Genomic DNA, 13,738 nt, shown 5'->3' on the forward strand with positions numbered 1-13,738 from the left:
CGCTCGGCGAGCGCCCCGCGTGGTGTCACTCCGGATCGTAATCCAGATTCGAGGCCAGCCAGCGCTCGGCCTGGACCACGCTCACGCCCTTGCGCCGGGCATAGTCTTCGACCTGTTCCTTGTTGACGCGGCCGACCACGAAGTACTGGCTGCCCGGATGGCTGAAGTAGTAGCCCGAGACCGCCGCGGCCGGGTACATGGCGTAGCTCTCGGTCAGCTGCAGCCCGGCCTTGTTTTCGGCGTCGAGCAGTCGGAACAGGGTGACCTTCTCGCTGTGCTCGGGGCAGGCCGGGTAGCCCGGGGCCGGGCGGATGCCGCGGTAGCTCTCGTCGATCAGGTCGTCGTTGGCCAGGGCCTCGTCGTCGGCGTAACCCCAGAATTCCTTGCGCACGCGCTGGTGCAGGCGTTCGGCCAGGGCCTCGGCGAAGCGGTCGGCCAGGGCCTTGAGCATGATCGCGTTGTAGTCGTCGTGGTCGGCCTCGAAGCGCGCCACGTGCGGCTCGATGCCCAGGCCCGCGGTCACCGCGAAGGCGCCGATCCAGTCCTGGCGGCCGGAGTCCTTGGGCGCGATGAAATCGGCCAGGCAGAAGTCCGGGCGATCGATCGGCTTGTCGGCCTGCTGACGCAGGAAGTGCAGGGTGGTGCCGGCCTCGTCGCCCAGCACCACGTCGTCGCCGACGCTGTTGGCCAGCCACAGGCCGAACACCGCCTTGGCGCTGATCCACTTCTCCTCGACGATGCGCTTGAGCATCGCGCGCGCGTCGCGGTAGAGCTCGCTGGCCTGGGCGCCGACGACCTGGTCGGTGAGGATCGCGGGGTAGCGGCCGGCCAGTTCCCAGGTGTTGAAGAACGGCGTCCAGTCGATGTATTCGACCAACTCGGCCAGCGGGTAGTCGTCGAACACGTGCAGGCCCGGCTGCTTCGGCGCCGGCGGCACGTAGTCGCCCCAACCGCCGTCGTAGCGCTGGCCGCGCGCCTTCTCCAGGGACACCAGGCGCTTGCCGTCGCCGCGGTTCTTGTGGCGTTCGCGGATTTCGGCGTAGTCGGAAGCGTTGGCGGCCACGAACGGCTCGCGCAATTCGATCGAGATCAGCGACTGGGCCACGCCGACCGCGCGCGAGGCGTCCTTGACCCAGATCGTCGGCGACTTGTAGTGCGGGTCGATCTTGAGCGCGGTGTGCGCGCGCGAAGTGGTCGCGCCGCCGATCAGCAGGGGCATGGTGAAGCCCTGGCGCTGCATCTCGCGGGCGACGTGGCTCATCTCCTCCAGCGAGGGCGTGATCAGGCCGGACAGGCCGATCAGGTCGGCGTTCTCGGCCTTGGCGCGATCCAGGATGGTCTGCGCCGGCACCATCACGCCCAGGTCCACCACGTCGAAGTTGTTGCAGGCCAGGACCACGCCGACGATGTTCTTGCCGATGTCGTGGACGTCGCCCTTGACCGTGGCCATCACGATCTTGCCGTTGGACTTGCCGACGTCGCCGGTGCGCAGCTTCTCGGCCTCGATGTAGGGCAGCAGGTAGGCCACCGCCTTCTTCATCACCCGCGCCGACTTCACCACCTGCGGCAGGAACATCTTGCCGGCGCCGAACAGGTCGCCGACCACGTTCATGCCCGCCATCAGCGGGCCTTCGATCACATCCAGCGGACGGGTGGATTCGGCGCGCGCCGCCTCGGTGTCCTCCTCGATCCACTGGTCGATGCCGTGCACCAGCGAATGGCTGAGCCGGTCGCGCACCGGGCGCTCGCGCCAGGCCAGGTCCTCGACCTTCTTCTCGCCCTTCTTGCCCTTGTAGCGGTCGGCGATCTCGAGCAGGCGCTCGGTGCCGTCGGCGCGGCGGTTCAGGACCACGTCCTCGACCCGCTCGCGCAGGTCGGCGTCCAGATCGTCGTACAGCGGCAGCGCGCCGGCGTTGACGATGCCCATGTCCATGCCGGCCCGGATCGCGTGGTACAGGAACACCACGTGGATGGCCTGGCGCACCACCTCGTTGCCGCGGAACGAGAACGAGACGTTGGAGACGCCGCCGGAGATGTGGCTGTAGGGGAAGCGCCGCTTGAGCTCGCGGGTGGCCTCGATGAAGTCGACCGCGTAGTTGTTGTGCTCCTCGATGCCGGTGGCGATGGCGAACACGTTGGGGTCGAAGATGATGTCCTCGGGCGGGAAGCCGATCTCCTCGGTCAGCAGCTTGTAGGCGCGCGAGCAGATGTCGACCTTGCGGTCGATGGTGTCGGCCTGGCCGACCTCGTCGAAGGCCATCACCACCACCGCCGCGCCGTAGCGGCGCACCAGGCGCGCCTGGCGCAGGAATTCGGCTTCGCCTTCCTTCATCGAGATCGAGTTGACGATGCCCTTGCCCTGCAGGCACTTCAGGCCGGCCTCGATCACGCTCCACTTGGAGCTGTCGACCATCACCGGCACGCGCGCGATGTCGGGCTCGGCGGCGATCAGGTTGAGGTAGTCGACCATCGCCTTCTCGGAGTCGAGCAGGCCTTCGTCCATGTTGACGTCGATGACCTGGGCGCCGTTCTCGACCTGCTGGCGCGCGACCACCACCGCCTCGTCCAGGCGGCCTTCCATGATCAGTTTCTTGAACTGGGCGCTGCCGGTGACGTTGGTGCGCTCGCCGACGTTGACGAAGTTGCTTTCGGGCGTGATCTGCAGCGGCTCGAGGCCGCTGAGACGGGTTTGGCGGGGAAGTGCGGAGGTCATTCGGGAATGCGCTTGAGAAAGGGGGCTTTGGGTAAGGGGAGGCGGAGGCGCGAGGCGCGAGCGAAAGCGCTTTACTCACTTCTCACTCCTCTACGCTCACTCCTGCTACATCACGCTGCCGCGCTCACCACCTGCGGTAGCCGGCGCGGTTCCACGCCCGCGACCACCGCCGCGATCGCGGCGATATGCGCCGGGGTGGTGCCGCAGCAGCCGCCGACCAGGTTCAGCAGGCCGGCCTGGGCGAACTCGGACAGCACCGCGGCCATGTCCTCGGGCGTCTCGTCGTAGCCGCCGAAGGCGTTGGGCAGGCCGGCGTTGGGATGGGTGCTGACATAGGCGTCGGCGACCTGCGACAGCACGTCGACGTGCACGCGCAGGTCCTTGGCGCCGAGCGCGCAGTTCAGCCCGATCGCGAGCGGCTGGACGTGGCGCAGCGAGTACCAGAAGGCTTCCGCGGTCTGCCCCGACAAGGTGCGGCCGGAGGCGTCGGTGATGGTGCCGGAGATCATCAGCGGCATGCGCGCGCCGCGCGCGTCGAAGGCTTCCTCGACCGCGAACACCGCCGCCTTGGCGTTGAGGGTGTCGAAGATGGTCTCGACCATGATCACGTCGGCGCCGCCGTCGATCAGGCCGTCGGTGGCCTCGCGGTAGGCGATGCGCAGTTCGTCGAAGGTCACCGCGCGGTAGCCGGGACGGTTCACGTCCGGGCTCAGCGAGGCGGTGCGGCTGGTCGGGCCGAGCACGCCGATCACGAAGCGCGGGCGCGCCGGGTCCTGCGCCTCGGCGGCGTCGCAGGCCTCGCGCGCCAGGCGCGCGCCGGTGGCGTTGAGTTCGTAGGCCAGGTGCTCAAGGCCGTAGTCGGCCAGCGAGATCGTGGTCGAGTTGAAGGTATTGGTCTCGATCAGATCGGCGCCGGCGGCCAAGTACTCGCTGTGGATGCCGGCGATGATTTCCGGCCGGGTCAGGCTGAGCAGGTCGTTGTTGCCGCGCTGGTCGCGGGCGCAGCCGCAGCCTTCGCCGTGTTCGTGGCCGGCTCCGGCCGCTTCGGCGGCGCGCAAGGCGTCGTAGCCTTCGGCGAAGCGCTCGCCGCGGTAGGCCGCCTCGTCCAGCTCGTGGCGCTGGATCATGGTGCCCATCGCGCCGTCCATCAGCAGGATGCGTTCGGCGAGCGCGTCTTGCAGGGCTTGCGCGCGGGTCGGGTTGAGCCAGGGCAGGGTTTTCATGTTCAGGCCTTCTTGGACGGCTTGCGCGCCGGGGTTTCGGCGGGGGGTTTGCGCGCGATCAGGGCGATGACTTCGAAATGCGGCGGCCGGCGCTCGCGGGTCACGGTTTCGCAGCTGACGATCTCGAAGCCGGCCTTGGTCGAGAACTTCTGCAGGTCCTTCTCGGAGAAGCCCAGGTTGACGTGGCCGTAGGCCGCGACCACGCCGCGGTGCTCGTGGCGGGCCAGGCTGGTCAGCAGCAGGCGGCCGCCCGGGCGCAGCACGCGCTCGGCCTCGGCCACCGCCTGCGCGGGGTGCTCGGCATAGGTGAGGGCGTGCATCAGCACCACCAGGTCGAAGCTGCGGTCGGGGAAGGGCAGGGCGTGCATGTCGCCTTCGCGTACCTCGACGTTGTCGAGCTTGCGCAGGCGCTCGGAGGCGGCGGCCACCACCTTGGTGCTGGCGTCCAGGCACAGGTAGCGGTTGGAGTGCGGCGCCAGCAGTTCGGCCAGCACGCCGTCGCCGGAGGCGATGTCGAGCACGTCGCCGGGCTGCAGCAGGGGCACCGCCGAGCGCGCCAGCGCCTCCCAGGTACGGCCCGGGGAGTAGTGGCGTTCCATGTCGCCGGCGACCGAGTCGGCCCAGTTCTGATCGGCCGCGCGCATCGACAGCACCGCCGCCACGCGTTCGGCGTCCTGGCGCAGCAGCGGATCGTCGCTGCCGGTGCTCAGGGTCAGCCAGAGCGCGCGCTGGGCCTGGTCCAGCGCGCCTTCGTCGAAGCGGTAGTAGGCCGACACGCCGGCGCGGCGGTCGCGCACCAGGCCGGCTTCCTTGAGCTTGGACAAATGGGTCGACACGCGCGGCTGGGCCAGGCGGGTGATCGCCGACAGTTCGGCCACCGTCAGTTCCTCGCGCTCCAGCAGGGTCAGCAGACGCACGCGGGTGGCGTCGGCGAACACCTTGAGTCGTGACGACCAGCCTTCGAGATCCATGAGTTGAGCCTTAGAGGTGCGGGATTCGCGCGCGGGGATGGGCAGGGAGGACCGCTCGCAGGCGGCCGCGGGACGGGCCCGATCCGGGATCGCCGCTTCCTCGGCTTCCATCAACCTATCGCGATACAGAGATAAGTGTCCTCCGCGCGCCCGAAAGGGTCAAGTCTTGCGCCGCGCGCGATGCAGCTGGCGTTGGGCTGGGAGGTGGGGTTATTCGGCGGGCACGGCTACAATTCGCGCAGCGGCCGCGGACCGATGGCCGCGGCTCGATCCGCGCGCGGGTTTGCGGCGCACGGATCCCTGTCCCGGGGGCGGTTTCGCGACCGCCTCCACCCCAGAACCAGCAGAGGTGCCGACGTGGATTTTGGCTTTACCGAAGAGCAGTTGATGATCCAGGACGTGGCGCGCCGTATCGCCCAGGAAAAGATTGCTCCCAGCGCCGAGCACCACGACCGGACCGGCGAATTCCCGCTCGAGAACATCCGCACCCTGGGCGAGAACGGCCTGATGGGCATCGAAGTGCCGGCCGAGTACGGCGGCGCGGGCATGGACCCGATCAGCTACGTGCTGGCCATGGTCGAGATCGCGGCCGGCGATGCCGCCCACTCGACCATCGTGTCGGTGAACAATTCGCTGTTCTGCAACGGCATTCTCAAGTTCGGCACCGAGGAGCAGAAGCAGCTCTACGTGCGCGCGATCGCCGAGGGCCGCGAGATCGGCGCCTTCGCCCTGACCGAACCGCAGTCGGGCTCCGACGCCACGGCGATGCGCTGCAAGGCGGTCAAGCAGGCCGACGGCAGCTTCGTGATCAACGGCAAGAAGAGCTGGATCACCTCCGGCCCGGTCGCCAAGTACATCGTGCTGTTCGCCATGACCGACCCGGACAAGGGCGCGCGCGGCATCACCGCCTTCATGATCGACACCGCCAAGCCCGGCTTCCACCGCGGCAAGACCGAGCCCAAGCTCGGCATCCGCGCCTCGGCCACCTGCGAGATCGAGTTCGAGGACTACGTCGCCCGTCCCGAGGACGTGCTCGGCGACGAAGGCCACGGCTTCAAGATCGCCATGGGCGTGCTCGACGCCGGCCGCATCGGCATCGCCAGCCAGGCCATCGGCATCGCCCGCGCCGCCTACGAGGCCACCTTGGCCTACGTGCGCGAGCGCAAGGCCTTCGGCCAGCCGATCGGCGCGTTCCAGATGACCCAGGCCAAGATCGCCGACATGAAGTGCAAGCTCGACGCGGCCCTGCTGCTGACGCTGCGCGCGGCCTGGCAGAAGGGCCAGGCCGAGAAGAACGGCGGCCGCTTCAGCAACGAGGCCGCGATCGCCAAGCTCACCGCCTCCGAGGCGGCGATGTGGATCGCCCACCAGGCCGTGCAGATCCACGGCGGCATGGGCTATTCCAAGGAAATGCCGCTGGAGCGCTATTTCCGCGACGCCAAGATCACCGAGATCTACGAAGGCACCAGCGAGATCCAGCGCCTGGTGATCGCCCGCAACGAAACCGGTCTGCGCTGATCGCCGCGGCATGAAACGCTCCGGCTCGTACCGAGTCACCGCCTCACCCGGGGACCGCGCTCGCGGTCTGCGGGTATCAAAGACCGCCAAACGCGACGCGGGCCTGCGGGCCCGCGGACGCGTCGCCCTGCATCAAGCCGTCACACCCGCGAACTGAATCTCTTCACGGCCCATGCGCGAGCGTGGGCCTCATTCCATCGGACCTCCAAGTTCCCATGAGCAGCAAACCCAAAGCCGCGAAACCGACCGCCGCCGCCAAACCGGCGTCCGCCCAGCGCTCCGCCAGCAAGAGCGCGGCGGCCAAGAGCGACGCCGTGTCCCTCGAGCCGATCATCGCCGCGATGCGCAAGCGCCTGCCCAAGGCGCGCCACGCCGAGGCCGAGGCCTTCGCCCAGGCCTTCTACCGCCGCATGAGCGGCGACGAGCTGCCGCAGCACAGCCCCGATGGCTGGGCCGCGCTGGCCAGCGACTTCCTCGAGTTCGCGCGCGCGCGCAAGACCGGCAAGGCGCTGGTGCGCCTGTTCAACCCGACCATCAAGACCCACGGCTGGGAGTCGGCGCACACCGTGCTGCAGATCGCCAACGACGACATGCCGTTCCTGGTCGACTCGGTGACCATGACCCTGGCCGAGCAGGGCATCGGCGTGCACGTGCTGGGCCATCCGGTGGTGACCTTCCGCCGCGACAAGAGCGGCAAGATCGTCGCCGTCGGCGAGGGCGTGGCCGAATCCCTGATGCACCTGGAGATCGACCGCCAATCGGCCGAGGCCATGCCGCGCGTGCAGAAGGCGCTGGAAGCCGTGCTCGAAGACGTGCGCGCGATCGTGCGCGACTGGGCGCAGATGCGCGACAAGATGGGCGAGGTCGCCGATGCCCTGGGCAGCCGCAAGCTGCCGGTCAGCGACGACGGCCGCCACGAAGCCCAGGAGTTCCTGCGCTGGGCCGCCGACAACCATTTCACCTTCCTGGGCTACCGCGAATACGAGGTGACCAAGAAGGGCGGCCAGGAAGTGCTGTGCGCGGTGCCGGGCAGCGGCCTGGGCCTGCTGCGCGGCCAGGACGCGGGCACGCCGCGCCCGCTGACCTCGCTGGCGGCGCACTACATGCCGCAGTCCGGTTCGGTCGATGCGCTGATCCTGACCAAGACCAACGCCCGTTCGTCGGTGCATCGCCCGGGCTACATGGACTACATCGGCGTGCTCAGCTTCGACGCCGACGGCAAGCCGGTGCGCGAGGAGCGCTTCATCGGTCTGTACACCTCCAGCGCCTACAACCGCCGCCCCTGGGACATCCCGCTGGTGCGCCAGCGCCATGCCTATGTGATGGAGAAGTCCGGCCTGTCGTCCGACAGCCACAGCGGCAAGGCCCTGCGCCACATCCTCGAGACCCTGCCGCGCGACGAGCTGTTCCAGTCCGGCGAAGAGGAACTGCTGCGCACCTCGACCGGCATCCTCGGCCTGCAGGAGCGCGTGCGCAGCAAGCTGTTCCTGCGCCGCGACCGCTACGGCCGCTTCTTCTCGGGCCTGGTCTACATTCCGCGCGACCGCTTCAACACCGACGTGCGCCTGCGCATCGAGGCCATGCTCAAGCGCATGCTGCACGGCGAGCAAGTCGACACCACGGTGCTGATCGGCGAATCGCCGCTGGCCCAGCTGCACCTGATCGTGCGGCCGAAGTCGGGCGAGGCGATCCAGATCGACAACGCCGCGATCGAGGCCGAGCTGGCCCAGATCGTGCGCGACCGCCGCGACGAGCTGCGCGAGGCCCTGGTCGCGCGCCACGGCGAGGAGCGCGGCCTGGCCCTGGTCAACCGCTACGGCCGCGCGCTGCCGACCGGCTACGTCGACGAAGTCTCGGCCGCGGTCGCCGCCAACGACATCGAACACCTGGCCGCGCTCAGCGGCCCGGACGACCTGCGTCTCAATCTGCGCCGCATCGGCAGCGGCGAGGGCGGCCTGCGCTTCAAGTTCTACCGCCAGCACGACGACATTCCGCTGTCGGACGCACTGCCGATGATGGAGAACATGGGCCTGCGGGTGATCTCAGAGCACCCCTACCGCCTGACCGCCGGCGACACCCCGCTGTACATCCAGGACTTCGAGGTCGAGACCGTCGGCGCCGAGGTCGACGTGTCGCGCCTGGACGAGACCTTCGAGGACGCGTTCGGCCAGATCTGGCGCGGCAACGCCGAGAACGACGGCTTCAACCGCCTGATCCTGGCCGCCAACCTGTCCTGGCGCCAGGTCGCCATGCTGCGCGCCTACTGCAAGTACCTGCTGCAGGTCGGCGTGCCGTTCTCGCAGAGTTACGTCGAGGAAACCTTCTTCCGTTATCCGCTGCTGGCGCGCCTGTTGGTGGAACTGTTCGAGGCCCGCTTCGATCCCTGCACCGGCAAGGAAAGCAAGGCCGACATCAAGGCCGGCATCGAGCGCCTGAGCCAGCAACTGCAGGCCCTGGCCGGCGGCGACGCGGCCGTGCTGGCGGCGCTGCAGCCGGTGATCGAAGCGCGCAACGGCAAGCGCGAACAGCAGATCGACGTGACCCGCGCGACCCTCAAGGGCCTGCTCGACCGCGTGTCCAGCCTCGACGAGGACCGCATCCTGCGCAGCTTCATCGGCGTGATCGACGCGACCCTGCGCACCAGCTACTACCAACGCCCGGCCAACGGCGGCGAGCGCGGCTACGTCAGCTACAAGTTCGATTCGGCGCAGGTGCCGGATCTGCCCAAACCGCGTCCGTACCGCGAAATCTTCGTCTACGGCCCGCGCGTGGAAGGCGTGCACCTGCGCTTCGGCCCGGTCGCGCGCGGCGGCCTGCGCTGGTCGGACCGCCGCGAGGACTTCCGTACCGAAGTCCTGGGCCTGGTCAAGGCGCAGATGGTCAAGAACACGGTGATCGTGCCGGTCGGTTCCAAGGGCGGGTTCTTCGCCAAGCGTCCGCCGGTCGGCGGCGACCGCGACGCCGTGCTGGCCGAGGGCATCGCCTGCTACAAGATGTTCATCAACGGCCTGCTCGACATCACCGACAACATCGTCGACGGCAAGATCGTGGCGCCGCGCGACGTGGTCCGCCACGACAACGACGACCCCTACCTGGTGGTGGCCGCCGACAAGGGCACCGCGACCTTCTCCGACATCGCCAACGGCATCGCCGCCGAGCACGGTTTCTGGCTCGACGACGCCTTCGCCTCGGGCGGCTCGGTCGGTTACGACCACAAGGGCATGGGCATCACCGCCAAGGGCGCCTGGGAGTCGGTCAAGCGCCACTTCCGCAGCCTCGGCCGCGACAGCCAGAGCCAGGACTTCACCGCCGTCGGCATCGGCGACATGTCCGGCGACGTGTTCGGCAACGGCATGCTGCTGAGCAAGCACATCCGCCTGCTCGCGGCCTTCGACCACCGCCACATCTTCCTCGACCCGAACCCGGACGCGGCCAGGACGTTCAAGGAACGCGAGCGCATGTTCAAGCTGCCGCGCTCGAGCTGGGACGATTACGACAAGAAGCTGATCAGCAAGGGCGGCGGCGTGTACCCGCGCTCGGCCAAGTCGATCCCGCTGTCGCCGGAGATCAAGGCCGCGCTGGGTATCGACGCCGGCGTCGCCGCGCTCAGTCCGACCGAACTGATGAGCGCGATCCTGAAGGCGCCGGTGGACCTGCTGTGGAACGGCGGCATCGGCACCTACGTCAAGGCCAGCAGCGAGTCCAACGCCGACGTCGGCGATCGCGCCAACAACGGCCTGCGCGTGAACGGCAACGAGCTGCGCTGCAAGATGGTGGGCGAGGGCGGCAACCTGGGCCTGACCCAGCTCGGCCGCATCGAGGCCGCGCTGCACGGCGTGCTGCTCAACACCGACTTCATCGACAACTCGGCCGGCGTGGACACCTCGGATCACGAGGTCAACATCAAGATCCTGCTCAACGGCCAGGTCCAGAGCAAGAAGCTGAGCCTGCCCGAGCGCAACAAGCTGCTGGCCTCGATGACCGACGAGGTCGCCGAGCTGGTGCTCAACGACAACTACCGCCAGAACCAGGCGATCAGCCTGATGGAGCGGATGAGCCTGTCGCGCCTGGGTTCCAAGCAGCACTTCATCCGCACCCTGGAGTCGCAGGGCCTGCTCGACCGCCAGATCGAGTTCCTGCCCTCCGACGCCGAGATCGCCGAGCGCAAGGCGCGCGGCCAGGGCCTGACCCGTCCGGAGCTGTCGGTGCTGCTGTCCTACTCCAAGCTGGTGGCGTTCCAGCAGCTGCTGGATTCGGACGTGCCGGAAGACCCGTACCTGTCCAAGGAACTGGTGCGCTACTTCCCGCAGCCGCTGCAGAAGAAGTACGCCAAGGCGATGGAGAACCACCGCCTGAAGCGCGAGATCATCGCCACCGCGGTGACCAACTCGACCATCAACCGCATGGGCGCGACCTTCCTGCTGCGCATGCAGGAAGACAGCGGCCGTACCCCGGGCGAGGTCGCCAAGGCCTTCACCATCACCCGCGAGACCCTGGACGCGCGCGAGCTGTGGGCGCAGATCGACGCGCTCGACGGCAAGGTCGCCGAATCCACCCAGATCGACGCCCTGCAGGTGATCTGGAACCTGCAGCGTTCGTTCACGCGCTGGCTGCTGTCGCGTCCGGGCGCGATTCCGGACATCGCCACCGCGGTCGCGCGCTACCACGACGGCTTCAAGGACATCCGCGCCGGCAAGGGCATCCTCGGCGACGGCCAGCGGCCGGCCTACGAGGCCAGCTTCGCCGACTGGAAGGCCAAGGGCGTGCCGGTCGCGCTGGCCGACCAGCTCGCGGCGCTGCCCTACCTGGAACCCAGCTGCGACGTCATCGAAGTCGCACGCGAGCGCAAGCTCAAGCCGGTCGAGGTGGCCAAGGTCCACTTCCGCCTCGGCGAGGCCTTGCGCCTGCCGTGGCTGCAGGAGCAGATCGACGCGCTCACCGTCGACGGCCGCTGGCATGCGGTCGCGCGCGGCGTGCTGCGCGAGGAACTGGGTACCCAGCAGCGCATCCTGGTCGGCCAGGTGCTGGCCATGCCCGGCGCCACCGCCGAGGCCAAGGTCAAGCAATGGCTGGAACGCGACGACGTTTCGCTGCGTTTCACCCTGGCGATGCTCAACGAGCTGGCGGCGCAGAAGTCGCTGGACTACCCGACCGCCTCGGTCGCGGTGCAGCGTCTTTCGCAGCTGGCCTCGCGCGGCTGAGTCCCGCGTCCCTTCCCCGAAGGCGGGGGAGGGACGTCGCTGTTCCCGTTTGGGGTAGGAGCGGCGTAAGCCGCGACCCGCGTAGCGGTCGTAGCCGCGCGGTCGCGGCTTACGCCGCTCCTACCCCAGCGCTTTTCTACTCCGCCGCATCCCTGCGGAATCCGCCGTCATCGGCATTTGCCCTGGCGCGGGTTATGCTGCGCTCGCCATCCGTTCGGAGCCGCCGATGACCGCGACGCCCCGCATCGCCTTCCTCGCCAGTCCCATCGACGAGGCGCAACGCGCGCTCGCCGAGCTGATCGCATCGCACGGCCAGCACGAGCCGGCCGATGCCGACATCCTGGTCGCGCTGGGCGGCGACGGCTTCATGCTGCAGACCCTGCATCGCTACGGCAGCCTCGGCAAGCCGGTGTACGGCATGAAGCTGGGCACGGTCGGTTTCCTGATGAACCAGCACGGCGAAGGCCTGCTCGAGCGCCTGGCCGCGGCCGAACCGGCGGTGCTGCGGCCGCTGGAAATGGTCGCGCTGACCGAGTCCGGCGCCACCGTCGGCTCGCTGGCCTACAACGAGGTCTCGCTGCTGCGCCAGACCCGTCAGGCCGCGCACCTGCGCATCGACCTCAACGGCCAGACCCGCCTGGACGAGCTGATCTGCGACGGCGTGCTGGTGGCGACGCCGGCCGGCAGCACCGCCTACAACTTCTCCGCCCACGGTCCGATCCTGCCGCTGGGCTCGAGCGTGATCGCGCTGACTCCGATCGCGGCGTTCCGTCCGCGGCGCTGGCGCGGCGCCTTGCTCAAGGCCGACACCGAAGTGCGCTTCCGCGTGCTCGATCCCTACAAGCGTCCGGTCAGCGCCACCGCCGACTCGCACGAGGTGCGCGACGTGGTCGAGGTGATGATCCGCGAATCGCTGGACCGCACCGTGACCCTGCTGTTCGATCCAGAGCACAACCTCGAAGAGCGCATGCTGATCGAGCAGTTCACCAGCGGCTGAGGCGGCGCCTCTGGCTTCCTGTGGGAGCGGCGTGAGCCGCGTTCGTCTCTTCATGGAGCTGCGCGATCGCGTCCCACAGAGGGAGGCGGCCGCGTCGGCACGAGGAGGGCCGACTCGGATCGCGGCTCAAGCCGCTGCTCCGTCGTGCGGTAGCCCCCGTCATGCGGTCGCAAGCGCTGAGACGCCGCAGGAGGCACAATAGCCGCATGCCCGACCGCGACGCCGACCCCCTGATCGTAGCGATCTCCTCGCGAACCCTGTTCGACATGGAGGAGAGCCACCTGCTGTTCGAACGCGAGGGGCTGGACGCCTACGCCAGCTTCCAGCGCCAGCACGAGGACGATCTGCTCGCGCCCGGCATCGCCTTCCCGCTGGTGCGCAAACTGCTCGCGCTCAACGAGGGCGCGCCTACGGAGGCGCCGCGGGTGGAGGTGATCCTGATCTCGCGCAATTCCGCCGACAGCGGCCTGCGCATCTTCAATTCGATCGCCCACCACGGCCTGGCGATCAAGCGCGCCGCGTTCAGCAACGGCGCGCCGCCGTTTCCCTACATCAAGCCCTTCGGCGCCGACCTGTTCCTGTCGGCCAACGCCGAGGACGTGCGCAACGCGCTGCGGGCCGGGGTGGCCGCGGCCACGCTGCTGCCGGCCAAGGCGCCGCAGCAGCGCCACGATCAGCTGCGTATCGCCTTCGACGGCGACGCGGTGATCTTCGACGACGAGGGCGAGCGTGTATCGCGCGAAGGCGGCCTGGCCGCGTTCGCCAAGCACGAGCGCGAGCACGCCGGCGAGCCGCTGTCGGGCGGCCCGTTCCGCGGTTTCCTCGACGCCTTGCATCGCCTGCAGGCGGCGTTCCCGATCGGCCCCGACGCGCCGATTCGCACCGCACTGGTCACCGCGCGCTCGGTGCCCGCGCACGAGCGCGTGATCCGCACCTTGCGCGAATGGGGCATCCGTCTGGACGAAGCCTTGTTCCTGGGCGGCCGCGCCAAGGGCCCGTTCCTGGAAGCCTTCGGTGCCGACATCTTCTTCGACGATTCCGAGCACAACATCGTCTCGGCGCGCGACCACGTCGCCGCCGGTCATGTGCCGCACGGCGTCGCCAACGGCTGACCG

At 68.8% G+C, this 13,738-nt stretch carries 6 protein-coding genes and 1 pseudogene; 4 read left to right on the forward strand and 3 right to left on the reverse strand.

Annotated features, from left to right (window positions below; all coding sequences use genetic code 11):
• Positions 1-25 precede the first annotated feature (25 nt).
• The 3 genes and pseudogenes from metH to V1318_RS01150 all read right to left on the reverse strand — a co-directional run.
• Positions 26-2,767 (reverse strand): annotated as a pseudogene (gene metH / locus V1318_RS01140) (methionine synthase); the annotation flags it as partial.
• A gap of 56 nt (positions 2,768-2,823) precedes the next feature.
• Positions 2,824-3,936: a homocysteine S-methyltransferase family protein gene (locus V1318_RS01145; RefSeq protein WP_332936975.1), complete on the reverse strand. Its 1,113-nt coding sequence runs from the start codon at positions 3,934-3,936 to the stop codon at positions 2,824-2,826.
• Positions 3,937-3,938: 2 nt separating this feature from the next.
• On the reverse strand, positions 3,939-4,907 hold the full coding sequence (locus V1318_RS01150) for a metalloregulator ArsR/SmtB family transcription factor (RefSeq protein WP_332936977.1): 969 nt from the start codon (positions 4,905-4,907) through the stop codon (positions 3,939-3,941).
• Between the two features lie 300 nt (positions 4,908-5,207).
• Between V1318_RS01150 and V1318_RS01155 the strand changes: the two genes are divergently transcribed.
• The 4 genes from V1318_RS01155 to V1318_RS01170 all read left to right on the forward strand — a co-directional run bounded on the left by V1318_RS01155 (position 5,208) and on the right by V1318_RS01170 (position 13,735).
• Entirely contained in the window at positions 5,208-6,425 is a 1,218-nt protein-coding gene (locus V1318_RS01155) for an acyl-CoA dehydrogenase family protein (RefSeq protein WP_332938293.1), read from the forward strand.
• Between the two features lie 215 nt (positions 6,426-6,640).
• Positions 6,641-11,626 (forward strand): NAD-glutamate dehydrogenase domain-containing protein, encoded by a 4,986-nt coding sequence (locus V1318_RS01160; RefSeq protein ID WP_332936978.1) that lies wholly within the window; start codon positions 6,641-6,643, stop codon positions 11,624-11,626.
• A gap of 226 nt (positions 11,627-11,852) precedes the next feature.
• Positions 11,853-12,623: an NAD kinase gene (locus tag V1318_RS01165; protein WP_332936980.1), complete on the forward strand. Its 771-nt coding sequence runs from the start codon at positions 11,853-11,855 to the stop codon at positions 12,621-12,623.
• A 206-nt stretch (positions 12,624-12,829) separates the two neighbouring features.
• Complete coding sequence (locus tag V1318_RS01170) at positions 12,830-13,735, forward strand: 5'-nucleotidase (RefSeq protein WP_332936981.1); 906 nt, start codon at positions 12,830-12,832, stop codon at positions 13,733-13,735.
• Positions 13,736-13,738: the final 3 nt, after the last annotated feature.

This window comes from Lysobacter sp. CCNWLW3 (assembly GCF_036697405.1).
GTDB lineage: Bacteria > Pseudomonadota > Gammaproteobacteria > Xanthomonadales > Xanthomonadaceae > Lysobacter.